The organism is Actinomadura hibisca NBRC 15177, assembly GCF_001552635.1.
Lineage (GTDB): Bacteria > Actinomycetota > Actinomycetes > Streptosporangiales > Streptosporangiaceae > Spirillospora > Spirillospora hibisca.
Genome location: NZ_BCRO01000079.1, coordinates 31,315 through 53,268, shown reverse-complemented (window position 1 = coordinate 53,268; position 21,954 = coordinate 31,315). Strand labels below are relative to the sequence as shown.

Annotated in this window: 25 protein-coding genes; 10 read left to right on the top strand and 15 right to left on the bottom strand. The window is 74.6% G+C overall.

Features of this window, described 5'->3' with window-relative positions:
* Positions 1 to 131: 131 nt before the first annotated feature.
* The 6 genes from trpC to AH6_RS32065 form a co-directional block, all read right to left on the bottom strand.
* Positions 132 to 938 (bottom strand): indole-3-glycerol phosphate synthase TrpC, encoded by an 807-nt coding sequence (trpC, locus tag AH6_RS32090; RefSeq protein ID WP_067487699.1) that lies wholly within the window; start codon positions 936 to 938, stop codon positions 132 to 134.
* A 112-nt stretch (positions 939 to 1,050) separates the two neighbouring features.
* Complete coding sequence (locus AH6_RS32085; protein WP_245679554.1) at positions 1,051 to 1,410, bottom strand: DUF2752 domain-containing protein; 360 nt, start codon at positions 1,408 to 1,410, stop codon at positions 1,051 to 1,053.
* 99 nt (positions 1,411 to 1,509) lie between these two features.
* The gene (locus tag AH6_RS32080; RefSeq protein WP_067487695.1) at positions 1,510 to 2,214 is read right to left on the bottom strand and encodes a winged helix-turn-helix transcriptional regulator; all 705 of its coding nucleotides are present in this window, start codon (positions 2,212 to 2,214) and stop codon (positions 1,510 to 1,512) included.
* A complete protein-coding gene (locus tag AH6_RS32075; protein ID WP_067487693.1) occupies positions 2,211 to 2,915 on the bottom strand; it encodes a Trp biosynthesis-associated membrane protein in 705 nt (234 codons plus the stop codon). The genes AH6_RS32080 and AH6_RS32075 overlap by 4 nt, the downstream gene beginning before the upstream one ends.
* Positions 2,912 to 3,292, bottom strand: coding sequence for a phosphoribosyl-AMP cyclohydrolase (hisI, locus tag AH6_RS32070; protein WP_218005981.1), 381 nt, complete (start codon positions 3,290 to 3,292; stop codon positions 2,912 to 2,914). The genes AH6_RS32075 and hisI overlap by 4 nt, the downstream gene beginning before the upstream one ends.
* A gap of 162 nt (positions 3,293 to 3,454) precedes the next feature.
* Positions 3,455 to 3,661, bottom strand: a complete 207-nt coding sequence (locus AH6_RS32065; RefSeq protein WP_018657218.1) for a cold-shock protein — start codon at positions 3,659 to 3,661, stop codon at positions 3,455 to 3,457.
* Between the two features lie 1,004 nt (positions 3,662 to 4,665).
* Between AH6_RS32065 and AH6_RS32060 the strand changes: the two genes are divergently transcribed.
* The 7 genes from AH6_RS32060 (at position 4,666) to AH6_RS32030 (ending at position 13,037) form a co-directional block, all read left to right on the top strand.
* Complete coding sequence (locus AH6_RS32060) at positions 4,666 to 6,528, top strand: ABC transporter ATP-binding protein (protein WP_067487690.1); 1,863 nt, start codon at positions 4,666 to 4,668, stop codon at positions 6,526 to 6,528.
* Positions 6,525 to 8,306 (top strand): ABC transporter ATP-binding protein, encoded by a 1,782-nt coding sequence (locus AH6_RS32055; RefSeq protein ID WP_067487688.1) that lies wholly within the window; start codon positions 6,525 to 6,527, stop codon positions 8,304 to 8,306. Before AH6_RS32060 ends, AH6_RS32055 begins: the two co-directional genes overlap by 4 nt.
* A 59-nt stretch (positions 8,307 to 8,365) precedes the next feature.
* Positions 8,366 to 9,622 carry a hypothetical protein gene (locus tag AH6_RS32050; protein WP_245679553.1) on the top strand — a complete coding sequence of 419 codons (1,257 nt, stop codon included), beginning with the start codon at positions 8,366 to 8,368 and terminating at the stop codon, positions 9,620 to 9,622.
* Between the two features lie 112 nt (positions 9,623 to 9,734).
* Positions 9,735 to 10,157, top strand: a complete 423-nt coding sequence (locus tag AH6_RS32045; RefSeq protein ID WP_067487684.1) for a hypothetical protein — start codon at positions 9,735 to 9,737, stop codon at positions 10,155 to 10,157.
* A 135-nt stretch (positions 10,158 to 10,292) separates the two neighbouring features.
* Positions 10,293 to 10,637, top strand: coding sequence for a hypothetical protein (locus AH6_RS32040; RefSeq protein WP_083983676.1), 345 nt, complete (start codon positions 10,293 to 10,295; stop codon positions 10,635 to 10,637).
* Between the two features lie 52 nt (positions 10,638 to 10,689).
* Positions 10,690 to 11,868 carry a winged helix DNA-binding domain-containing protein gene (locus AH6_RS32035; RefSeq protein WP_067487682.1) on the top strand — a complete coding sequence of 393 codons (1,179 nt, stop codon included), beginning with the start codon at positions 10,690 to 10,692 and terminating at the stop codon, positions 11,866 to 11,868.
* Positions 11,869 to 11,885: 17 nt separating this feature from the next.
* Positions 11,886 to 13,037, top strand: coding sequence for an acyl-CoA dehydrogenase family protein (locus AH6_RS32030; protein ID WP_067487680.1), 1,152 nt, complete (start codon positions 11,886 to 11,888; stop codon positions 13,035 to 13,037).
* Between the two features lie 3 nt (positions 13,038 to 13,040).
* Here the strand turns inward: AH6_RS32030 and AH6_RS32025 are convergent, their stop codons facing one another.
* Together AH6_RS32025 and AH6_RS32020 are read right to left on the bottom strand one after the other, a co-directional pair.
* Positions 13,041 to 13,364 carry a DUF4190 domain-containing protein gene (locus AH6_RS32025; protein ID WP_067487678.1) on the bottom strand — a complete coding sequence of 108 codons (324 nt, stop codon included), beginning with the start codon at positions 13,362 to 13,364 and terminating at the stop codon, positions 13,041 to 13,043.
* Positions 13,365 to 13,482: 118 nt separating this feature from the next.
* The gene (locus tag AH6_RS32020; RefSeq protein ID WP_157431855.1) at positions 13,483 to 14,073 is read right to left on the bottom strand and encodes a hypothetical protein; all 591 of its coding nucleotides are present in this window, start codon (positions 14,071 to 14,073) and stop codon (positions 13,483 to 13,485) included.
* Between the two features lie 149 nt (positions 14,074 to 14,222).
* Between AH6_RS32020 and AH6_RS32015 the strand changes: the two genes are divergently transcribed.
* The 3 genes from AH6_RS32015 to AH6_RS32005 all read left to right on the top strand — a co-directional run bounded on the left by AH6_RS32015 (position 14,223) and on the right by AH6_RS32005 (position 18,070).
* Positions 14,223 to 15,356, top strand: a complete 1,134-nt coding sequence (locus tag AH6_RS32015) for an acyl-CoA dehydrogenase family protein (protein WP_067487674.1) — start codon at positions 14,223 to 14,225, stop codon at positions 15,354 to 15,356.
* Positions 15,356 to 16,261 carry an acyl-CoA dehydrogenase family protein gene (locus tag AH6_RS32010; protein ID WP_067487672.1) on the top strand — a complete coding sequence of 302 codons (906 nt, stop codon included), beginning with the start codon at positions 15,356 to 15,358 and terminating at the stop codon, positions 16,259 to 16,261. The genes AH6_RS32015 and AH6_RS32010 overlap by 1 nt, the downstream gene beginning before the upstream one ends.
* Positions 16,262 to 16,387: 126 nt before the next feature.
* Complete coding sequence (locus tag AH6_RS32005) at positions 16,388 to 18,070, top strand: CocE/NonD family hydrolase (protein ID WP_067487670.1); 1,683 nt, start codon at positions 16,388 to 16,390, stop codon at positions 18,068 to 18,070.
* Between the two features lie 9 nt (positions 18,071 to 18,079).
* Here the strand turns inward: AH6_RS32005 and AH6_RS32000 are convergent, their stop codons facing one another.
* Genes AH6_RS32000 through AH6_RS44870 form a run of 7 tightly spaced genes read right to left on the bottom strand, consistent with a single transcriptional unit; the run spans position 18,080 to position 21,954 of the window.
* A complete protein-coding gene (locus tag AH6_RS32000) occupies positions 18,080 to 18,910 on the bottom strand; it encodes an ATP-grasp domain-containing protein (RefSeq protein WP_067487668.1) in 831 nt (276 codons plus the stop codon).
* Positions 18,907 to 19,668: an imidazole glycerol phosphate synthase subunit HisF gene (gene hisF, locus AH6_RS31995; protein ID WP_067487662.1), complete on the bottom strand. Its 762-nt coding sequence runs from the start codon at positions 19,666 to 19,668 to the stop codon at positions 18,907 to 18,909. Before hisF ends, AH6_RS32000 begins: the two co-directional genes overlap by 4 nt.
* A complete protein-coding gene (locus AH6_RS31990) occupies positions 19,665 to 20,051 on the bottom strand; it encodes a RidA family protein (RefSeq protein WP_067487660.1) in 387 nt (128 codons plus the stop codon). The genes hisF and AH6_RS31990 overlap by 4 nt, the downstream gene beginning before the upstream one ends.
* Positions 20,048 to 20,767 carry a bifunctional 1-(5-phosphoribosyl)-5-((5-phosphoribosylamino)methylideneamino)imidazole-4-carboxamide isomerase/phosphoribosylanthranilate isomerase PriA gene (gene priA / locus AH6_RS31985; RefSeq protein WP_067487657.1) on the bottom strand — a complete coding sequence of 240 codons (720 nt, stop codon included), beginning with the start codon at positions 20,765 to 20,767 and terminating at the stop codon, positions 20,048 to 20,050. Before priA ends, AH6_RS31990 begins: the two co-directional genes overlap by 4 nt.
* Before the next feature lie 44 nt (positions 20,768 to 20,811).
* Positions 20,812 to 21,150 carry a hypothetical protein gene (locus tag AH6_RS31980; protein WP_067487655.1) on the bottom strand — a complete coding sequence of 113 codons (339 nt, stop codon included), beginning with the start codon at positions 21,148 to 21,150 and terminating at the stop codon, positions 20,812 to 20,814.
* The gene (gene hisH / locus AH6_RS31975; RefSeq protein ID WP_067487653.1) at positions 21,143 to 21,787 is read right to left on the bottom strand and encodes an imidazole glycerol phosphate synthase subunit HisH; all 645 of its coding nucleotides are present in this window, start codon (positions 21,785 to 21,787) and stop codon (positions 21,143 to 21,145) included. The genes AH6_RS31980 and hisH overlap by 8 nt, the downstream gene beginning before the upstream one ends.
* On the bottom strand, positions 21,784 to 21,954 hold the full coding sequence (locus tag AH6_RS44870) for a CG2302 family histidine operon protein (RefSeq protein ID WP_169807950.1): 171 nt from the start codon (positions 21,952 to 21,954) through the stop codon (positions 21,784 to 21,786). Before AH6_RS44870 ends, hisH begins: the two co-directional genes overlap by 4 nt.

Below are 21,954 nucleotides of genomic sequence, written 5' to 3'. Positions count from 1 at the left end.
CCAGGCGCGGAATCGATGGTCATCTTGGTACTCGTCCTGTCGTGCGGAGAGGGCTTATCCGGTTAGTGAGACGTCGGACAAGCGCGCCATCGTTCGCGCAGAGGCTCCATCAGCATGGCCGTACCCTACCGTCAGCCGCCCTGCCGCAGCGCCGGGTGGGCCCCGGCGGCGACGAGGTCGGCGACCGCGGCGCGCGGCTCCTTGCCGATGACCAGGCTCTCGCCGACCAGGACGGCGTCGGCGCCGTGCGAGGCGTAGGCCAGCAGGTCGTGCGGGCCGCGCACGCCGGACTCGGCGATGGTGACCACGCCCTTGGGGATGGCGGGGGCCACCCGGGCGAACACCTCGCGGTCCACCCTGAGGGTCTTCAGGTCGCGGACGTTCACGCCGATGACCTTGGCCCCGGCGTCCACGGCGCGGGCCACCTCGTCCTCGGTGTGCACCTCCACCAGCGGCAGCAGGCCGATCGACTCGGCCCGCTCCACCAGCGACACCAGCGCGTCCTGCTCCAGCGCGGCCACGATCAGCAGCGCCAGGTCGGCGCCGTGCGCGCGCGCCTCCCACAGCTGGTAGGAGGTGACGATGAAGTCCTTGCGCAGGATCGGGACGTCCACGTTGGCGCGGACGGCGGCCAGGTCCTCCAGGCTGCCGCCGAAGCGGCGCCGCTCGGTCAGCACGCTGATCACTTTGGCGCCGCCGGCCGCGTAGTCGCGGGCCAGCGCGGCGGGGTCGGCGATCGCGGCGAGCGCGCCCTTGGACGGGCTGGAGCGCTTGACCTCGGCGATGACCGACACGCCCTGGCCGCGCAGCGCCCCCAGCGCGTCGCGCGGGGCGGGAGCGGCCGCGGCCCTGTCCTTGAGCGCCGCCAGCGGGATCTCTCGCTGCCTTTCGGCGAGATCGGCCCGGACGCCGTCGATGATCTCGTCGAGAACACTCACGCGGTAGGCCCCCTATGGTCCGGTCTGTGGTCCGGTCGATCCGTGCACCGATCGTAGCCGCCCCCACCGACGGCGGCGCACCCCGGGCCGCCGCCGGGCCGCCGGGCGGCGGTCACGGGGCCAGGACGTGCGCGAACGGGAGGTTGCGCACGATCCAGAACGCCAGCGTGACGACCAGGAAGGCGGCGATGGCGGGCGGCCGGAACAGGGCCGAGCGCATGGGTTCGCCGCGTGCCCGGCGGACCGTCCAGCTGCCCCACGACCAGGCCGCGACCGGCAGGAGCAGGAACAGGTAGGGGTTGCTGCCGAAGGCCGGGCCGACCTGTCCGTGCGCCAGGGAGTTGACCATGCGGAGGCCGCCGCACCCCGGGCAGTAGAGGCCGGATATGGCCAGGAAGGGACAGGTCGGGTAGTGGCCGGACTCGTGCGGGTCCACGGACGCCACGAGCGCCACACCAGCCACGACGGCCATCAGAACCCCCGCCGGGGCCAGAAAGGCCCGTACGCCTCGCGCGGGCGCGCGAGGCGGCATCTGAGCGGGCTGGGCAGGGACGCGGCTCACACGGCCAGCCTAAGCGTCCAGTACGTAGCCGACGCCCCGGACCGTGCGGATGGGGCTTTCGGCGCCGAGCTTGGCGCGGAGCTGCGCCACGTGGACGTCCACGGTGCGGCTGCCCGCGCCCGCTCCCGGCCCCCAGGCGGCGTCCAGGAGCTGCTCGCGGCTGAACACCCGGCCGGGGTTGCCCATCAGGAACTCCAGCAGGTCGAACTCGGTGACGGTGAGGGCCGCCGACCGGTCGCCGACCGCGGCCGTGCGGTGGCTCGGGTCGAGGGTCAGCGGGCCCGCGCGCAGCACGCTGGGCGGGCCCTTCTCTCCTTCCGGCCCGGAGTCGCCGCCCGGCGCACCGGCCCGCAGGGCCTCCCCCACCGCCGCGACCAGCACGCGGGGGGCGAACGGGCGCGAGACGCGGTGGTCGCCCAGGCCCCGCGCGGCGGCCGGGTCCGGCGCGTCCACGAGCGCCACGACGGGGGCGGGGCGGACCGCGTCGGCGACCCGCCGGTACAGGTCGGCGGGGCGCAGCCCCAGGGGCAGCCCAGCGGCCGACAGATCGAGCACGACGACGTCGACGCGGACCCGGGCCGCCACCGCCGGAGCGGCGGCCGGATCGGGCTCGATCTGCACCTCGTAGCCCTCGCGGGCCAGGTAGCGGCGCTGGAGCTCGGCGACGGCGGGCTCGTGCTCGGCCACCAGCACCAGCCCGCCCTCGGTGGTCATGACGGGCGGGACTCGCCGGCGGCCGGGCTCCCGGCGGGTTCGTCGGCGGTCCGGCCGGTCGGCTTCGCGACCGGCCCTGCGGCGGTGTCGGTGGTGTCGGCGGGTTCGTCGGCGGTGTCCTCGGTGGGGTCCTCGCCCCGGTCCAGGGACTTCCACAACCCGGCCGCGTCGCGGTCGGCGGTCCGGGCGCGCGCGGGACCGGCGGGAGCCGCGCCCTGGCGCTCGTAGCGGGCCGACATGCCCGGCCAGCGGGCGCCGCGCAGCAGCGTGACCAGCCCGGCGGCCGCGACCAGCACGCCCCCGGCCAGCGACACCGCCCACCAGGGCCCGACCTGCACGGTGGTCTGCTCGGCCAGGCGCAGCAGGGTGCTCTTGCCCCCGGCGGCGGCGCGCACGTCACCGGCCCGGACCGCGGTGGCCGAAGAGACGGCGATGACCACGCCGAACACCGCCAGCAGCGCGCCGAGCCCGGCGCGGACCCGGCCGCGCGTGGCGAACAGCACCGCCAGCCCCGCGAGCGCGGCCCAGCCGAGGCCGCCGGGCAGCGCGCCGAGATCGCGGCCGGTCAGCTCCAGGCCGAACGGGGTGATCGCGTCGCGCGCCCGGACGGTGGCCCAGGGGCGCCCGGCGGCCAGCAGCGTGAGCCCGGCCCCGGCGGCGCACGCCAGCGCCGCCAGGCCGCGTTCGCGCGCGGGCGTCATGACGACGTCGGCCGTTCCCCCACCACGGCGTCGAGCACGTCGGCGTCCCAGCAGGTGCGGTCGCCGGTGTGGCAGGCCGCGCCGACCTGGTCCACCTTCACCAGGATCGCGTCGGCGTCGCAGTCGAGGGCGACCGACTTCACCCACTGCTGGTGGCCGGAGGACTCGCCCTTCACCCAGTACTCCTGGCGGCTGCGCGACCAGTAGGTGCAGCGGCCGGTGGTGAGGGTGCGGTGCAACGCCTCGTCGTCCATCCACCCCAGCATGAGCACCTCACCGGTGTCGTACTGCTGGGCGATGGCCGGGACGAGGCCGTTGGGGTCGCGCTTGAGGCGTTCGGCGATCTTGGGGTCCAGATTGGACGGGCGAGCGGACATGGGCCTCATTCTGCCGGGTCCTCGCGGCCGCCCGCACGGACCCCGCCCGCGAACCCCGGCCGCGCCCGCTCCGGAAGCCGGGCGCGGCGCATCGTACGGGGGGAGAAAACGAAAGGGCCCGCATCCCTCCCGGGACGCGGGCCCTGACGTACGACTGCGGTGTTACAGGGGGACGACCTGGTCGGCCTGCGGGCCACGGTTACCCTGCGTCACCTCGAACTGAACCCGCTGGTTCTCGTCCAGGGTGCGGTAGCCGGAGGACTGGATCGCCGAGTAGTGCACGAAGACGTCCGGCCCGCCGCCGTCCACGGCGATGAACCCGAAGCCCTTTTCGGCGTTGAACCACTTCACGGTGCCCTGCTGGGGCATGTCTTTCTCCTTGCGGCAAAACGTGGGCCCACACCTCGTGGACCCGGCGCGGTCGCTGCGGAACGCTCTCGCCGCCGGCAGGTCCCGGAAAAGCCAAAACGCCCGCTGCCATCAGTTCGCGGGCGTCCAACCAAACGATCGAGAACCACGACTGCAACCGACGACCCCACCGTATCACCGGTTCCGCGTAATGCGGAGGTGCCGCAACCCTTGCGATTCACCCCTTGGCGAACCAGGTCGTTACCCGCTCGTTAAAGGTTCCAACCGTTCTCGGTCAGGGTCTTGACACCCGCGGTGGCGGCCATGATCCTGAGCCGTGCGACGGTCGTCCGGCCCCCGCGCCCATGGCGTGGCGGGGCGCGCGCCCCGCCTTGCGGGGGCGTGCCCGCAGGGGCCGGGGACACGTCGACCTGGCGGAGAACATAATCCTTCCCGGGACAAAACGGGCAATTCTTATCCGCAGAGTCGGCCTTTCCCCTCGTGTCCACGGCGGTGACCTGCGCTCCCGCTCCGAAGGTGCGCTCCGTTGCCCACTAAGGCGCACAAACAATCCCGACGGCGTTGGCACTTTTGTCAACGGTGTGAAGGGCGCGCGGTGACAACTCGTAGGCCGCTGCCAATCCCGTCGTAACGCCTCTGCCGAGGGCGGCATTCCGGACACGACGGAGAGCGGCGCGCGTCTCGGCCGGATCGTCCCCTCGGCGGGGCGTCCCAAGCGCGCGGCAGAGTCGGGCAGGGGTCGGGCAGGGGTCGGCCTGGGGTCGGTCCGGGGTCGGTCCGGAGGCGGGCGCGGCCGGGTCCCGGCTGGCCAGAGGTAAGGCATGCCTGGCCGCAAGGGAATAACCGCACCCGCCGGATGGTAGGCATGTGCAGGCCCGCAGCCCCCGCCGTCCGCCACGTGTCCGCCACGCGGGGGCGCCACCCCCGGGCCTCACCGTGCTTGAAGGAGTCGTGCCGTGCCACCAGGAGCCCCCCGCGTCAATCCGCGCATCCTCCGGGAGGGGATGGCGGTGTTGTGGGTCGCGATCAAGGCCGAGCCCCGGGTGTTCGCGCTGTCGGTGCTGGCCAGCGCCCTGTACGCGCTGATGACGGTCGGCACCGCGCAGGTGCTGGGCTGGGCGACCGAGCACGTGATGCTCCCGGCGTTCCGGTCCGGGCGCACCACGGCGGGCGCGCTGGCGGGCGCGGCGGCGCTGATCATCGGGGTGGCGGCCCTGAAGGCGCTGGGCGTGGCGGGCCGCCGCTTCTACGCGGGGCTGATGCAGTACCGGATGCAGGCCGAGTACCGGCGCGCGGTGACCCGGCAGTACCTGCGGCTGCCGCTGGCCTGGCACCACCGGCACCCCACCGGGCAGCTGTTGTCCAACGCCAACGCCGACGTGGAGGCGTCCTGGGCGCCGATCGCGCCGCTGCCGATGGCGGTGGGCGTGGTGTTCATGCTGGTCATCGCGGCGGTGTCGATCGTGCTGACCGACGTCACGGTGGCGGTGGTGGGATTCCTGGTGTTCCCGGCGATCGCCCTGCTGAACGTGGTGTACCAGCGCAGGCTGGCGCCGGTGGCGACGCGGGCGCAGCAGCTGCGCGCCGAGGTCAGCGAGGTCGCGCACGAGAGCTTCGAGGGCGGCCTGGTCGTCAAGACGCTGGGCCGCGAGCAGGCCGAGACCGAGCGGTTCGAGGAGGCGGCCGACGCGCTGCGCGACGCGAACATCCAGGTGGGCCGGGTGCGCGGGCTGTTCGACCCGGTGCTGGAGGCGCTGCCCAGCCTGGGCGTGCTGGCGGTCCTGCTGATCGGGTCGTTGCGGTTGCAGGCGGGCGCGATGAGCGCCGGGGACCTGGTGAACGTGGCGTACCTGTTCACCCTGCTGGCCTGGCCGATCCGCGCGCTGGGCTGGGTGCTGGCCGAGGTGCCGCGCAGCGTCGTGGGCTGGCGGCGGGTCCGGGGCGTGCTGGACGCGGGCGGGTCGCTGCCCTACGGCGCGGCCGAGCCCGGCGGGGACGCGGCGGCGTCGCTGGAGGTGCGGGCGGTGCGGTTCGGCTACGAATCGGCCGAGGACGAGGGCGAGGACGTGGAGCCCGGGGACGTGCTGCACGAGGTGTCGTTCGACGCCGGGGCGGGCCGCACGATCGCGATCGTCGGCCCGACCGGCTCGGGCAAGTCCACGCTGACCTCGCTGCTGGTGCGGCTGGTGGACCCGGCCGAGGGCACGGTGCTGCTGGACGGTGTCGACGTGCGGGACCTGCGGGCGGGCGGCGTCGCCGACACCGCCGCGCTGGTGCCGCAGCAGACGTTCCTGTTCGACGACACCGTGCGCGGCAACATCACGCTGGGCGCCGACCTGCCCGACGAGCGGGTCTGGGAGGCGTTGCGGCTGGCGCAGGCCGACGGGTTCGTGGCGGCGCTGGCCGACGGCCTGGACACCCAGGTCGGCGAGCGCGGCGCGACGTTGTCGGGCGGCCAGCGGCAGCGGCTGGCGCTGGCGCGGGCCCTGGTGCGGCGGCCCCGGCTGCTGGTGATGGACGACGCGACGTCGGCGGTGGACCCGCAGGTCGAGGCCCGCATCCTGGCGGCGCTGCGCGCCGGGCAGTCCAGGCAAGTCGGACAGGACGGGCGGTCCGGCGACCGCACCGGCGCGACGGTGATCGTGGTGGCCTACCGCAAGGCGACGATCGCGCTGGCCGACGAGGTGGTCTACCTGGAGCACGGCCGGGTCTCCGACCGCGGGACGCACGCCGAGCTGCTGGTCCGCTCGACCGGCTACCGCAACCTCGTGAACGCCTACGAGCGGGCCGAGGCCGAGCAGGAGGCGCTGGAACCGGGCGGGACCGGCGACATCGAGGGCGGAGTAGAGGACGGGGTGCTGAAGTGACGGCGCTGAGCGAGACTTCCATCGGCGAGGGCGCGGTCAGCACCCTGCGCCGGGGCCTGCGGCTGTCCCCGGAGTTCCGGGCGGGGCTGGCGGGCACGCTGCTGCTGGCGCTGGTCGCGACGGCGGGCCGGGTGGTGGTGCCGATCGCGGTGCAGCAGACCATCGACCGGGGCGTGACCGGCGCGCACGGGCCCGACATCGGGTTCATCCGCACCGCGGTGCTGCTGTGCGCGGTGGTGGTGCTGATCACCGCGGTGAGCGCGTACGCGATGAACGTGCGGCTGTACCGGACCACCGAGACGGGCCTGGCCGCGCTGCGGGTCAGGGCGTTCCGGCACGTGCACGACCTGTCCATGCTCACCCAGAGCGGCGAGCGGCGCGGCGCGCTGGTGTCGCGGGTGACCGGCGACGTGGACCAGATCAGCCAGTTCATGCAGTGGGGCGGGCTGATGATCATCATCTCGCTGGGCCAGCTGGTGGTGGCCAGCGTGCTGATGGCGGTGTACTCCTGGCCACTGGCGCTGCTGGTGTGGGCGGCGTTCGTGCCGCTGGCGCTGGCGCTGCGCCGGTTCCAGCGGCTGGTCTCGGGGGCCTACACGCGGGTCCGCGAGCGCACCGGCGACCTGCTGGCGGCCGTCAGCGAGTCGGTGGTGGGCGCGTCGGTGATCCGCGCCTACGGGGCGGAGGAGCGCACCGCGCGCAAGGTGGACGAGACCGTCGCGGCGACCCGGCGGGCGCAGACCCGCGCGCAGGGCCTGGTGGCGATGACGTTCCCGGTCAGCGAGCTGGTCGCGGCCCTCGCGACCGCCGCCGTGGTGGTCGCGGGCACGCTGCTGGGCGTGGGCGGGCACCTGACGGCCGGCGAGCTGGTGGCGTTCCTGTTCCTGGTGACGCTGTTCGTCAGCCCCATGCAGACCGCCACCGAGGTGCTGAACGAGGCGCAGAACGCGATCGCCGGGTGGCGGCGCGTGCTGGGCGTGCTGGACACCGAGCCCGACGTGGCCGACCCCGGCGAGCGGGGCGAGACGTTGCCGCGCGGCCCGATCGAGGTGCGGTTCGAGGGCGTCGGGTTCGCCTACCCGGGCGGGCCGCCGGTGCTGCACGGGGTGGACGTGGAGATCGCGCCGCGCACCCGGATCGCGATCGTCGGCGAGACCGGCTCGGGCAAGACGACCTTCGCCAAGCTGCTGACCCGGCTCATGGACCCCACCACCGGCCGGGTGCTGGTGGACGGCGTGCCGCTGGACCGGGTGCGGTTCTCGTCGCTGCGCGAGCGGATCGTGATGGTGCCGCAGGACGGGTTCCTGTTCGACGCCTCGCTGGCCGACAACATCCGCTACGGCAGGCAGGACGCCACCGACGAGGACCTGGAGCTGGCGCTGACCGAGCTGGGGCTCGCCGACTGGCTGGAGGGCCTGCCGCGCGGGCTGGCCACGCCGGTCGGGCAGCGCGGCGAGTCGTTGTCGGCGGGCGAGCGGCAGCTGGTGGCGCTGGCCCGCGCCTACATCGCCGACCCCGACCTGCTGGTGCTGGACGAGGCCACCTCGGCGGTCGACCCGGCCACCGAGGTGCGCCTCCAGCGGGCGCTGGACGGGGTGACGCGGGGCCGCACCGCCATCTCGATCGCGCACCGGATGTCCACGGCCGAGGCCGCCGACGAGGTGATCGTGTTCGACGCGGGCCGGATTGTGCAGCGCGGGCCGCACGCCGCGCTGGTCGCCGAGCCCGGCGTCTACGCGGGCCTGCACGAGTCGTGGATCGCCCAGCGCACGATCTGAGGGCGGTGCCGCCGCTAAAGCACTTGCCCGATATCTGGTCTGCTGCGCATTCTGCTGGGGTGAACAGCCATGAGGTCGTGTTGGAAGCATCGAGCACGCTGCACGGACAGTTGCAGCGAGGTCTGGGCCGGGCCGCGCGCCGCGCGGCCGATCGAAGGGGCGCCGGGGAGTACGTGTACGACTGCGTGCTCCGCGATCCACGCTGGGACCGGCAGTGCGAGGACCGGGCGCTGTATTACGCGCGCCTGATGGTCGACCTGGAGCTGCCGACCGGGCCGCTGGCCGAGTTCCTGTTCGATCCGGACGACCTCACCGATCCCGACGGGTGGCGTTCGGCGCTGCCGCTGGCGGTGCTGGCCGACCTGGTGCGGCTGAGCCGCCGCGAGGCGGCCGAGGTGCTGCGCGGGTACACCGAGGAGGGCACGCACTGGTTCGACGCCCTGGACGAGCTCGTGGCCCTGCGCGACCCCGCCCTGACCATCGGCCTGGACCGGCTGGCGGCGGCGCGCTGCGACGAGGCGGAGCTGGACCACCTGGTGGCCGGGCCGCACAATCCGGTGATCGAGAGCTGGGCGGACCGGCAGCCGCGCGTCGCGGCGGCGCTGGAGCGGCGACGGCCCGCCGGACGGTTGCGGCGGCCCGGCCCGGCCGCCGAACGTCCCGCCCGCACCGAGGACGAGCTGCTGGAGCTGGCCCGGCGCGGCGACGAGGGCGCCGTCTCCGCGATCTTCGAGCTGGGCAGACGCCGCTCCCCCGGCCTTCTCGACCTGGCCGAGGAGGTGCTGCCGCAGCGCGCCGACAGTCGCTGGGGCGGCGTGGTCCGCCGTGCCCTGCGCGAGTTCGGCGGCCCGGAGACGCTCCCGCGCGCCCGCGAATGGGCCGCCTCGCAGGGCGGTTGCGCCGACATGGGATTGCGCATCCTGGCCAGACACGGCACACGCCAGGACATACCGCTGCTGATGCGGACCCTGGACGACGCCGTGGCCCGCCGCGCCTGGGGCGAGTCCGCCGGGCCCATCGAAGGGCTGGGCCGGTTGCGCGCGGGCGAGGCCGTCCCGCTGCTGAAGACCGCCTGGACCGAATCCACCTACGCCTACCTGCGCCCGCGCGTGCTGACCGCGCTGACCCGCACCGCCCCGCACACCGCCGAGTCCTTCACCGTGGAGGGCCTGTGGGACTGCGAGGAGGGGGTGCGCGAGATCGCCGTCCAGCTCGCCCCGCTCACCCAGGAGACCCGGACCCGCCTGCAACGGCTGCACCACGACGCCGCCGAAGAGCCCGGAATCCGCGCCACCGCCGCCGCGCGCATGATCTGACGCGCCGCGTCCCCGCGCTCCCCCGCCCGGCCCGCCGCTGAACCCCCGGCCCGCCGGCCGCGTACTGCCCGTCGAACCGCATCTCGCATCCTGCGTAGGAGGACGGGCGATCATGGGACTGCTGCACCACTTCGGCCGGACGGCACTGCTGGGCGGGGCCGCGCTGCTCGTGCCCCTGGCGGCCGGCTGCACCGGCGCGTCCGGCGAGGCGTCCCACCCGGGCCACGGCGGCGGCAAGGCCGCCGCACCGGCGACCATCGAGCAGCTCGCGGCCAGGACCGGCTGCACGCTGACCGGCAAGCGCGCCGCCGACGAGCTGCGCCAGGGCGCCTGCCGGACCGGCGAGGGCCGTTACACGCTGGTCGGGTTCAGCACCGACCAGGGACAGCGGGCGTGGCTGGAGGAGGCCAAGCCGTGGGGCGGCTCGTACCTGGTGGGCACCCGCTGGGTCGCGGTCGGCGCTCCACAGACCCTCCAGGCGTTGCGCCAGGACCTGGGCGGGGAGGTCATGAACGGCGCCCACCACGGCGGATGACCGCGTTTCGACGCGGCGCGGGCGCGCGTGGTTCCGGCCGCGCCCCAGGATCATCACGGGGTACCACTCCGGGCCGCCGCGGTTCACCCCCGAAGAGGACGAAACAGCCCGTACCCGCTTCGTAGACTCGACGACATGATCACCACTTCCCGCCGGACCCTGGCCCGCTCCGCCCGAGCGCTCCCGCTGCTCCTGCTGCCGCTCGGCGCCGCCGCGGCGTGCGGCGGGGAGAACACCTCGACCGACTGCTCGGTCAACTCCTGCACCATCACCTTCGACCGCGGCGTGAACGCCAGCGCCAACATCCTGGGCGCCAAGGTCGAGCTGGTGGGCGTGCAGGGCGACACCGTCAACCTCAGGATCGGCGGCCAGCAGGTGTCGGTGCCGCTGGAGGCCGAGCAGCAGGCCGACGGCTTCAACGTCGACGTCACCTCCGTCACCAAGGAGAACGTCGTCGTCAAGATCTCCCACAGCGGCTGACCCGGAACCGGCCGGCCCCGGAACTGTCGGTGCCGGGTCCTAGGCTGCGCCCATGCCCCTCATCAGCACGGCGCAGCGACGGGCCCGGCTGGCGTCCCGCCACCGGCTGGCCCCGGCCGCCCGCACCGGCGACGTCGCCGCCGTCGCCCGGTCCCTGACCGTCCTGCACGCCACCGACCCGGCCACGGTGTTCCTGTCGGTCGCCGCGCGCACCGCGACGGCCGCGCCCGCCGACGTCGAGCGGGCCCTGTACGACGACCGCACGCTGCTGCGGATGCTGGCGATGCGCCGCACCATGTTCGTGGCGCCCACCGAGCTGGTGCCGGTGCTCCAGGCGTCCTGCGCCGACGCGCTGGCCGCCAAGCAGCGCCGCACCTACTCCCGGTTCCTGGAGCAGGAGGGGTCGATCCCCGACGTGGAGTCGTGGTGGCGCGCGGTCGAGAAGGACACCCACCGCGTCCTGCTCGACCTCGGCGAGGCGACCGGCGCGCAACTCAGCGCCGCCGAGCCCCGGCTGCGCACGAAGGTGAACCCGGCCCCCGGCAAGTCCTACTCCAAGCCCGTCAGCATCACGACCTGGGTGCTGGTGACGCTGGGCTGCGAGGGCCTGATCGTTCGGGGCCGCCCCAACGGGTCGTGGATCAGCAGCCAGTACAGGTGGACCCCGATCGAGGCGTGGTTGCCCGACGGCGTCCCGCAGGTCCCGGCGGACCAGGCCCGCGCCGACCTGGTCCGGTCCTGGCTGCACTCGTTCGGCCCGGCCCCGATCTCGGACCTGAAGTGGTGGACGGGCTGGACCCTGGGCGAGGTCCGCAAGGCCCTCGCCCTGCTGGAGGTCGCCGAAGTCGAGCTGGAGGGCGGCGGCACCGGCCTGGTGCTGGCCGACGACCTGGAGCCCGTCCCCGACGCCGGGCCGTGGGCGGCGCTGCTGCCGGCCCTCGACCCCACCCCGATGGGCTGGCGGGAGCGCGGCTGGTTCCTCGGCGACCACGGGCCCGCGCTGTTCGACCGCAACGGCAACATCGGCCCCACGGTGTGGTGGGAGGGCCGGATCGTCGGCGGCTGGGCCCAGCGCGCCGACGGCGAGGTCGCCGTCCGGCTGCTGGAGGACGTGGGCGCGGACGCGGCCGCCGCGATCGACGCCGAGGCCGCCCGCATCGCCGCCTGGATGGGTGACGTGCGGGTCACGCCCCGCTTTCGCACCCCTCTGGAGCGCGAGCTGGCGGGCTGATCCGCCAAGATGGGGGCATGCCCGCTGAACGTATGCTTCCCACCCCCGAAGCCGAGGACCTCATCGCGCTGACCCGCGAGCTGGTCCGCAAGGAGCTCGTCCCCCGCGCCGCCCCCGCCGAGGAGGCCGCCGACTTCCCGCGCGAGGTGTTCCGCCTGCTCGGCCGCGCCGGGCTGCTCGGCCTGCCCTACCCCGAGCAGGACGGCGGCGGCGGGCAGCCCTACGAGGTCTACCTCCAGGTGCTGGAGGAGATCGCGTCGGTGTGGGCGTCGGTGGCCGTGGGCGTCAGCGTGCACACCCTGTCGTGCTACCCGCTGGCGGCGTTCGGCTCGGCCGGGCAGCGCGAGCGCCTGCCCGAGATGCTGGGCGGCGAGCTGCTCGGCGGATACGCGCTGTCGGAGGCGCAGGCGGGCTCGGACGCGGGCGCGCTGACCACCCGCGCGACCGCCGAGGGCGAGCACTACCGCGTCAACGGCACCAAGATGTGGATCACCCACGGCGGCGAGGCCGACTTCTACGTGCTGTTCGCCCGCACCTCCGACGACGGCGGCCGCGGCATCTCCTGCTTCCTGACCGACGGCCGCATGGACGGGCTGTCGTTCGGCGCGCCCGAGCGCAAGATGGGCCTGACCGGCTCCACCACCGCCCAGCTGGTCTTCGACGACGCGCGGGTGCCCGCCGCCCGGCGGCTGGGCACCGAGGGCCAGGGCTTCCCGATCGCGCTGTCGGCGCTGGACTCGGGCCGCCTCGGCATCGCCGCCTGCGCGGTCGGCCTCGCCCAGGGCGCGCTGGACCACGCGGTGTCCTACGCCGCCCAGCGCGAGCAGTTCGGCCGCCCGATCATCGCCAACCAGGGCCTGTCGTTCCTGCTGGCCGACATGGCGGCGGCGGTCGAGTCGGCCCGCGCGACCTACCTGGAGGCGGCCCGCCGCAAGGACCGCGGCCTGCCGTTCGGCCGCCAGGCGTCGATCGCCAAGCTGGTGGCCACCGACGCGGCGATGAAGGTGACCGTGGACGCCGTGCAGGTCCTGGGCGGCTACGGCTACACCCGCGACTTCCCGGTGGAGCGCTACATGCGCGAGGCCAAGGTGATGCAGATCTTCGAGGGCACCAACCAGATCCAGCGCATGGTGATCGGCCGCCACCTGGCCAAGGACGCCGCCTCCTGACCGTCAGCCGGTGCCCTGCTCGTTGATCCACTCCGCGAGGGCGTCCCCGGCGCCGGTGGCGGCGAGGAGGAAGAGCCACAACACGGGCCCGAGCAGGATCCCCAGCCAGCCCAGCACCGCCCCGGCCTGGGCCGTGCCGCGGCCCAGCTCGCCGCTCCTGCGGGTCTGCGCGGCGGCGACGTGCCCGAAGACGACCGCGAACAGCGAGGTGAGAGCGCAGGTGAGGAAGCCGAGCACGCCGAGCACGAAGGCGGCGGTGGCCAGGCCGTTGCGCCGGGGCGGGAACGGCGGCCGGGGGTGGTGCGCCGCGCCGGGAGGGGAGGTCACATGATCAAGGTAAATGATCTCTTACCGGGCGCGGCGCCGCGATCATGACCTGCACCGGCCACCGGGACGGCTGGACGCCGGGCCGGACGTGTGGGCCGGGCTCGCCGGTGGGGGCGGGTCAGGCGTAGGGGTACGACGGGCCCGGCGGGTAGCCCGTGGGCGGGGCGGTGGTGCGGCGTCGGGCGTTGTTGCGGCGGACGAAGACCACCGCCCACACCACGCCCGCCAGCACCAGCGCCCCCGCGCCGCCCATGATCGTCAGGCCGAGGTAGCCCGCGACCGTGTCGTCCGGCTTCACCAGCATCCGGCCGCGGGTGCCCTGGCAGGTCAGGCGGGCCTCGCCGGTCACGGGCGCCTGGAACGTCGCGGTGTAGCGGCGGCCCGTCTCGGCGCTCGCGCTCCAGGAGTTCTTGCGGGTCAGGGCGACCTGGGCCCGCGTCCCGTCGGCGTCCACCGCGCAGGAGGTGGGCGCGGGCGCGTTGCGGCCGACGTACAGGAAGTAGCCGTGTCCACCGGCCAGGCGCACGACCACGCCCGACTCGGAGTCGCCGGTGGCGGAGGGGCCGCCCGCCGCGTTCAGGTCGTCGACGTTCCCCGCGACGAACAGCACCGTCCAGATCACCACCGCCGTCACCAGGACGGCCGGGACGCTGTACCAGCCCGCGCTCGGGCCTCCCCTCGGCGGTGCGTGCGGCGGTGCGGCCCACATGCTGGTCCCCCAGGAGATCGCGGCTCTTCTGGCGTCACGATGACAGACCCGCCCGGCGTCCGCCAGGGTCGTCCGATCCGGTAAGGGGTCACTGACCGGGGCGCGCCGCCGTCCCGGTAACCTCACCTGCGGATCTCAAGGAGGCGCATGTGGCGACGTTGCCGGATCTGGACCCGGGGACCCTGCCGCCCGAGACCGCCGCGCTGCGCGCACGGGTCCGGGGGTTCCTCGCGGACGAGCCGTTCACGCCGCGCTGCGACTGCTGGCTCACCGGCGCCGACCCCGCCTTCAGCCGCCGCCTCGGCGAGCAGGGCTGGCTCGGCATGACGCTGCCCGCGCGGTACGGCGGGCACGGGCGGTCGCCGCTGGAGCGGTTCGTGGTGATCGAAGAGCTGCTGGCCGCCGGAGCACCGGTGGGCGCGCACTGGATCTCCGACCGGCAGGTCGGGCCGAGCATCCTGGCCAACGGGACCGAGGAGCAGCGGCAGGAGTTCCTGCCCGCGATCGCGCGCGGCGAGTGCTTCTTCGCGATCGGGATGAGCGAGCCCGATTCGGGGTCTGACCTGGCGTCGGTCCGCACGCGCGCCGAGCGTGTGCCGGGTGGATGGCGGCTGCACGGCACCAAGGTGTGGACGAGCGGCGCTCACCTGGCGCACGCGATTTTGGTGCTGGCGCGCAGCGCCTCTGCTGGGGACGATCGGCACGCGGGTCTGAGCCAGTTCATCGTGCCGCTGCCTGCCGAGGGCGTCACGGTGCGGCCGATCCTCGCGATGACGGGCGGGCACCACTTCAACGAGGTCGTGTTCGACGGCGCTTTCGTCCCTGACGCCATGGTGCTGGGCCAGATCGGCGACGGCTGGCGGCAGGTCACCGCCGAGCTGGCCTACGAGCGCAGTGGCCCCGAACGCCTGCTCAGCACGTTCCTGCTGATCCGCCTGCTGGCCGAGCGCGCCGACGAAGCCGGTGCCCGGAACGCCGTCGGCGGCCTACTGGCGCGACTGTGGGCGCTGCGGCAAGCGTCGCTGGGCGTGGCCGGGGCGCTGGCCCAGGGCCGCACGCCCGACCTCCCGGCGGCCCTGGTGAAGGATCTCGGAACCCGGTTCGAGCGCGAGGTCGTCGAGACGGTGCGGCGGCACACGGCGGTCGAGCCCGACCCCGGCTCGGCCGATCCCCTGGCGCGGGCGCTGGCCGAGGCGGTGGCGCAGACGCCGGGGTTCACGCTGCGCGGCGGCACGAACGAGATCCTGCGCGGCATCGTGGCGCGCGGCCTGGGGGTGCGGTGATGAGCGAGCTGCTGGAGGAGACCGCGCACCAGATCATGGCCGCGCCCGACCCGTGGCCCGCGCTGGAGGACGCCGGGCTGACGCTGGTGGGCGTGCCCGAGGAGGCGGGCGGCAGCGGCGGCACGCTGGAGGACGCCGCCGTGCTGCTGCGCGCGGCCGGGTACCACGGCGCGCCGGTGCCGCTGGCCGAGACCGGATGGCTGGCCGGACGGCTGCTGGCCGCCGCCGGGCTGCCGGTGCCGTCCGGGCCGCTGACCGTCGCGCACGGCCCGTCGGGCGGCCCGCTGCGCCGTGTCCCCTGGGGACGGGCGGCGCGGTGCGTCGTGCTCGCCGACGGGTCGGTGGCGATCCTCGATCCCGCGCAGGTCACCGAGGGCGCGAATCTGGCGGGCGAGCCCCGCGATGATCTGGTGTTCGACGCGGCCGAAGCCGTCGCGCCCTGCCCCGTGACGCCCGCCGAGCTGCGGCGCTGGGGCGCGCTCGCGCGGGCCGTGCAGCTCACCGGGGCGATGCGGCGCGCGCTGGAGCTGGCCGTGGCGTACGCGGGCGAGCGCGAGCAGTTCGGCCGCCCGATCGGGCGCTTCCAGGCCGTGCAGCACCTGCTCGCGGAGATGGCTGGTGAGGTCGTCGTCGCCGACGTCGCGGTACGCGCGGCCGTCCGGACGCCGGACGATCCCGTCGCGGTCGCCTCCGCCAAGGCCAACGCGTCGCGCGCGGCGGGCGAGGTCGCTGCGATCGCGCACCAGGTGCACGGCGCGATCGGCGTCACCGCCGAGCACCCGCTGCACCGGACCACGCTGCGGTTGTGGTCGTGGCGCGAGGAGTACGGCGACGAGCACGCCTGGGCCGCCGAGCTCGGCGCGCTGGACGGCGACCCGTGGGAGCTGCTGACCGGAACGCGCTGATCGCGCCCCGCTGACCTGGCGGGATGCCGTCGGCGGATTCACCGGCTACCGTTACCAGTCAGTAGCCCCCGATCCGGCCGACGGAAACCCGCCCCCGCCAGGTTCGTACGGCCTGCTGGAGAACGCATGGCCCTCAGGGACCTCCTGCCCGCCGCGCCCCTCCGACTCCCCCGCTACACCGTGCAGCGCGACCTGCCGGTGCCCATGGCGGACGGCGTCACGCTGCTCGCCGACCGCTACGTCCCGGTGGGCGTCCGCCGCCCGCCGCCGACCATCCTCGTGCGCACCCCCTACGGGCGGCGCGGCCCCGCCTCGGTGCTGAACGGGCTGCCGTTCGTGCCGTTCGGGTTCCAGCTCGTGGTGCAGAGCGCGCGCGGCACGTTCGGGTCCGGCGGCGAGTTCGACCCGCTGGGCAGCGAGCGCGACGACGGCGTCGCCACCGTGGAGTGGCTGCGGAAGCAGCCGTGGTTCGGCGGCACGTTCGCCACCTACGGCGCCAGCTACCTCGGGTACTCGGCGTGGGCGCTGGCCGCCGAGGCCGCGCCCGAGCTGAAGGCGATGGCGATGCAGATCACCGCCTCCTCGTTCCGCGACGCCGCGTACGTGGGCGGCTCGTTCGCGCTGGAGTCCACGCTGTCGTGGACCGACCTGACCAGCCGCCAGCAGCAGCCCCTCGGCATGCTCACCGCGCCGCTGCTGTCGCGGCGGCGGGCGCTGCGCGCGGCCCGGTCCGGGCGTCCGCTGGCGGAGCTGGACATGCTGACCGGCGGCGCGCCGATGCGCTTCTACCAGGACCTGCTGGCCAACCACGAGCCCGGCGGCGACTACTGGAACACCCGCGACTTCAGCGCCTCGGTCGGCGGGATCGAGGCGCCGGTGACATTCCTGGGCGGCTGGTTCGACATCTTCCTGCCGTGGGAACTGAAGGACTACCTGGCGCTGCGCGCGGCCGGGCGGCGGCCGTACCTGACGGTCGGGCCGTGGTGGCACACCGACGCGCGGCACGGGCTGGTGTCGTTCCGCGAGTCGCTGGCGTGGTTCCGCGCGCACCTGCGCGGCGACCCGTCGGGCCTGCGCGAGCACCCGGTGCGGCTGTACGTGGTGGGCGCGCGCGAGTGGCGCGACTACGACGACTGGCCGCCGCCCGGCATGCGGCAGGAGCGCTGGCACCTGCACGCGGGCGGCGGACTGGGCGAGGACGGGCCGCAGGACCACGAGCCCAGCACCTACCGCTTCGACCCGGCCCGCCCCACCCCCGCGCTCGGCGGCCCGACGCTCCTGGGCAGCTCCAAGCCGGTGGACAACCGGCCGCTGGAGACGCGCGACGACGTGCTGGTGTTCTCCTCGCCGGTCCTCAAGGACGACCTGGACGTGATCGGCCCGGTGTACGCCGACCTGTTCGTGCGGTCGAGCCGCGAGCACACCGACTTCGTCGTGCGGCTGCTGGACGTGTCACCGGACGGCACCTCCCGCAACGTCTGCGAAGGCGGCCTCCGCATCAACCCGGATAGGCCCCTCGCCGACAAGCCGGTGGGCACCGAGGGCGTGCGCCGCGTCGCGATCGACCTGTGGCCGACCGCGCACCGCTTCCGGCGCGGCCACCGCGTGCGGGTGCACGTCGCCAGCGGCGCCTACCCCAAGGTCGCCGCCAACCCCGGCACCGGCGAGCCCCTGCTGACCGCCCGCACGATGGTCGCGGCCGACCAGGAGCTCTTCCACGACCCCGACCACCCCTCGGCGGTGCTGCTGCCGATCGTGGAGGCGTCGCCGAAGAAGACCGTGCCCGACCCCGAATCCGACGTGGAGTAGCCGCGCGGCTCACAACCGCTCGGCGATGGCCTCCGCGAAGCGTGCGGCGGAGCCGGGGGCGTGCTCCAGGAACAGGGCCGGTTCGGTCAGCTCCAGCTCCATCAGGACCGGGGAGCCGTCCGGGTCCGGCACCAGGTCCACGCGCGCGTACAGCAGGTCGCCGGAGACGGCCTCCAGCGCGCGGTGCGCCACGGCGAGCTGCTCGGGCGTCGCAGACGCCGCGGTGATCTGGCCGCCGTTCGGGGCGTCCAGGACGCCGGTGCCCGCCGCGAGGATCGGGGCCTTGCGGGCCGCGTGGCTGAACTCGCGGTCGCAGAACAGCAGCGCGGTCTCCCCGGCGGTGTCGATCGCCGACAGGTACGGCTGCACCATCGCGGTGCGGCCCGCCGACAGCAGCGCGCGCAGGTGCTCGCGGGCCCGGTCCTCCTCGCCCGCGCGCCAGCGGGCGGTGTCGCGCGACCCGGACGACACCGCGGGCTTGATCACGTACTCGGGCCAGTCGGCGGGCGGGTCCGGCGGGTCCCACAACGTCGGCACGACCGGCACGCCCGCCCCGGCGAGGTCGCGCAGGTAGCGCTTGTCGGTGTTCCAGCGCAGCACGGCGGCGTCGTTGAGCAGGCGCGGGACGCCGTCCGCCCACGCCAGGAACTCCGCGCGCCGGTCGGTGTAGTCCCAGGTGGAGCGCACCACGACCAGGTCGAAGGCGGCCCAGTCGATGTCCGGGTCGTCCCAGATCGCCGGGACCGCCGCCACCCCGAGGCCGGCGAGGGCCGCGCGCAGCGCGACCACGTCGTCGGAGCCCTCGGGGAAGGCGGCGAAGGTGGCGAGCGCGACGGTCATCGCACCGGGTACTCGGCCGCGCGCAGCGTGTCCTTCACGTCGGAGATCTTCAGCTCGCCGAAGTGGAAGACGCTGGCGGCCAGCACCGCGTCGGCGCCCGCCGCGACGGCCGGGACGAAGTGCTCCAGCGCGCCCGCGCCGCCCGAGGCGATCACCGGGACCGCCACCTCCGCGCGGACCCGGCGCAACATCTCCAGGTCGAAGCCGTTCTTGGTGCCGTCGGCGTCCATGGAGTTCAGCAGGATCTCGCCGACGCCCAGCTCCTCGCCGCGCCGTGCCCACTCGATCGCGTCGAGGCCGGTGCCCTTGCGGCCGCCGTGCGTGGTGACCTCGTACCCCGACGGCGTGCCGGGCGCGCGGCGGGCGTCCACCGACAACACCACGCACTGCGACCCGAACCGGTGCGCGGCCTCGCGCAGGAACTCCGGGCGGGCGATGGCGGCGGTGTTGACCGACACCTTGTCGGCGCCCGCGCGCAACAGCGTGTTGACGTCCCCGACGGTGCGCACGCCGCCGCCCACCGTCAGCGGGATGAACACCTGCTCGGCGGTGCGGCGCACCACGTCGTAGGTGGTGGAGCGGTCGCCGCTGGAGGCGGTGATGTCCAGGAACGTCAGCTCGTCGGCGCCCTCGGCGTCGTAGCGGCGCGCGAGCTCCACCGGGTCGCCGGCGTCGCGCAGGTTCTGGAAGTTGACGCCCTTCACCACGCGCCCGGCGTCCACGTCCAGGCACGGGATCACGCGGACCGCGACGGTCACAGTTCCCCCCGATAGGCTTCGATCTCGACCTCGACCAGCATCCGCGGGTCGATCAGCCCGGCCACCACCACCATCGTGGCGACCGGGCGGACCTCCCCGAACAGCTCGCCGTGCGCGCGGCCGACCTCGTCGGCGTGCGCGGCGTCGGTGACGTACATGCGGGTGCGCACCACGTCCTGGCGGCCCAGCCCGAGCCGCTCCAGCGACCACAGGCCGACCTGGAACGCGGTGCGGGTCTGCTCGAACGCGTCGCCCGGGTGCACGACCTCCCCGTCCACGGTCGCGGTGCACCCGGCGACCAGCGCCAGGTCGCCCGCCAGGACCGCGCGGGAGTAGCCGAACTTGTCCTCCCAGGGGCCGCCGGAGGTGATGCGCTCGATCACTTGACGGCCGCCAGCGCCTCTTCGAGCGTGAACGCCCCGGCGTACAGGGCCTTGCCGACGATGGCGCCCTCGACGCCCGCCGGGACCAGCTCGGCCAGGGCGCGCAGGTCGTCCAGCGACGACACCCCGCCCGAGGCCACCACCGGCTTGGCGGTGCGCCCGCACACCTCGCGCAGCAGCTCGGTGTTGGGGCCGCGCAGCGTGCCGTCCTTGGTGACGTCGGTGACCACGTAGCGCGGGCAGCCGTCGCGCTCCAGCCGCTCCAGCACCTCCCACAGGTCGCCGCCCTCGCGGGTCCAGCCGCGCGCGGCGAGCGTGGTGCCGCGCACGTCCAGGCCGACCGCGATGCGGTCGCCGTACTCGGCGATGATGCGGCGGCACCACTCGGGGTCCTCCAGCGCGGCGGTGCCGATGTTGACGCGGCGGCAGCCGGTGGCGAGCGCGGCCTCCAGCGAGGCGTCGTCGCGGATGCCGCCCGACAGCTCCACGGCCACGTCCAGGCGGCCGGTGACCTCGGCCAGCAGCTCGCGGTTGGAGCCGCGCCCGAACGCCGCGTCCAGGTCCACCAGGTGGATCCACTCCGCCCCCGCGTTCTGCCAGGCGAGCGCCGCCTCCAGGGGCGCCCCGTAGGAGGTCTCGGTGCCGGCCTCGCCCTGCACCAGGCGCACGGCCTGGCCGTCGGCGACGTCAACGGCGGGAAGGAGCGTGAGTGTCATGGGCGAAACCTTATCCAGGGAGAGGGCGGACGGATCGGGCCGCCTCAGCGGCGGCGGTCGAAGGCCAGGGTGACGAACACCGGGACCAGGAACAGCGACAACGCCAGCAGCGCCAGCCGGGCGGGCCAGGTCGCCAGCAGGAACCAGCCGGCGATCTGCACCGCCAGGAAGACGCCCAGCGTCAGCCGGTTCTGCACGCGGCGCTTGTGCGCGAGCACGCCGCCCGCGCGCCGGTACCGGACGGGCCTGGGCACCCACGCGGTGAGGCGCTCGCGCCGCTCGCGGCGGCGGGCCAGGCGGGCGTCGCGTTCGGCCCGCTCTGCGGCGGCCTTCGCCGCCGCGGCCTCCCGTTCGGCCCGCCTCCTGGCCCTTTCCTTACTCACCGACGGTGCTGAGCCAGTTCTCGATGAGCTGCGCTCCGGCGTCGCCGGACTTCTCGGGATGGAACTGCGTGGCGCACAGCGCGCCGTTCTCGACGGCGGCCACGAACCGGTCGCCGTGCTCGGCCCAGGTGACCAGCGGCGGCCTGATGTTCCCGGCCGGGTCGGGCTCCAGCTCCCAGCGCCGCACCCCGTAGGAGTGCACGAAGTAGAACCGGGTCTCGGGGTCCATGCCCCGGAACAGCACGGTCTCGGCGGGCGCGTCCACGGTGTTCCAGCCCATGTGCGGCAGGACCGGCGCGTCCAGGCGCTCGACGGTGCCGGGCCACTCGTCGCAGCCCTCGGTGGTGACGCCGTGCTCCACGCCCTTGCCGAACAGGATCTGCATGCCGACGCAGATGCCGAGCACGGGGCGCTCCCCGGCCAGGCGGCGGCCGATGATCTGCTCGCCGCGGATCTCCCGCAGCCCCGCCATGCAGGCGGCGAACGCGCCGACGCCCGGCACCACCAGGCCGTCGGCCGCCAGCGCGGCGTCCCAGTCGGAGGTGACGGTGACGTCGGCGTCGTGCCGGGCGAAGGCGCGCTCGGCCGAGCGCAGGTTGCCCGAACCGTAGTCCAGGACGACGATCGACGGGCTCATGCCCACATCACTCCCCCGGCCGCCGCCAGCGCCGCCAGCACCAGCACCACCAGCGCGGCGATCTTCAGCCCCTGCTTGACGAAGCTGATCACGCCCATCAGCAGGAACACCGCCAACCCGAACAGCAGGACGTTGACGTAGGACAGCTCCATTCCGCCCACGTTCAC

Bases quoted from the DNA above. Each gene is read 5' to 3' on its own strand.
- AH6_RS32060 (WP_067487690.1), top strand. From the start codon at position 4,666: ATGGCGGTGTTGTGGGTCGCGATCAAGGCCGAGCCCCGGGTGTTCGCG.
- AH6_RS32085 (WP_245679554.1), bottom strand. From the start codon at position 1,410: ATGGCCGTCGTGGCTGGTGTGGCGCTCGTGGCGTCCGTGGACCCGCAC.
- AH6_RS32040 (WP_083983676.1), top strand. From the start codon at position 10,293: ATGATCACCACTTCCCGCCGGACCCTGGCCCGCTCCGCCCGAGCGCTC.
- AH6_RS32010 (WP_067487672.1), top strand. From the start codon at position 15,356: ATGAGCGAGCTGCTGGAGGAGACCGCGCACCAGATCATGGCCGCGCCC.
- AH6_RS32020 (WP_157431855.1), bottom strand. From the start codon at position 14,073: ATGTGGGCCGCACCGCCGCACGCACCGCCGAGGGGAGGCCCGAGCGCG.
- hisH (WP_067487653.1), bottom strand. From the start codon at position 21,787: ATGAGCCCGTCGATCGTCGTCCTGGACTACGGTTCGGGCAACCTGCGC.
- hisI (WP_218005981.1), bottom strand. From the start codon at position 3,292: ATGTCCGCTCGCCCGTCCAATCTGGACCCCAAGATCGCCGAACGCCTC.
- AH6_RS32005 (WP_067487670.1), top strand. From the start codon at position 16,388: ATGGCCCTCAGGGACCTCCTGCCCGCCGCGCCCCTCCGACTCCCCCGC.
- AH6_RS32065 (WP_018657218.1), bottom strand. From the start codon at position 3,661: ATGCCCCAGCAGGGCACCGTGAAGTGGTTCAACGCCGAAAAGGGCTTC.
- AH6_RS32000 (WP_067487668.1), bottom strand. From the start codon at position 18,910: ATGACCGTCGCGCTCGCCACCTTCGCCGCCTTCCCCGAGGGCTCCGAC.
- AH6_RS32045 (WP_067487684.1), top strand. From the start codon at position 9,735: ATGGGACTGCTGCACCACTTCGGCCGGACGGCACTGCTGGGCGGGGCC.
- AH6_RS32030 (WP_067487680.1), top strand. From the start codon at position 11,886: ATGCCCGCTGAACGTATGCTTCCCACCCCCGAAGCCGAGGACCTCATC.
- AH6_RS32035 (WP_067487682.1), top strand. From the start codon at position 10,690: ATGCCCCTCATCAGCACGGCGCAGCGACGGGCCCGGCTGGCGTCCCGC.
- AH6_RS32075 (WP_067487693.1), bottom strand. From the start codon at position 2,915: ATGACGCCCGCGCGCGAACGCGGCCTGGCGGCGCTGGCGTGCGCCGCC.
- priA (WP_067487657.1), bottom strand. From the start codon at position 20,767: ATGACACTCACGCTCCTTCCCGCCGTTGACGTCGCCGACGGCCAGGCC.
- AH6_RS32080 (WP_067487695.1), bottom strand. From the start codon at position 2,214: ATGACCACCGAGGGCGGGCTGGTGCTGGTGGCCGAGCACGAGCCCGCC.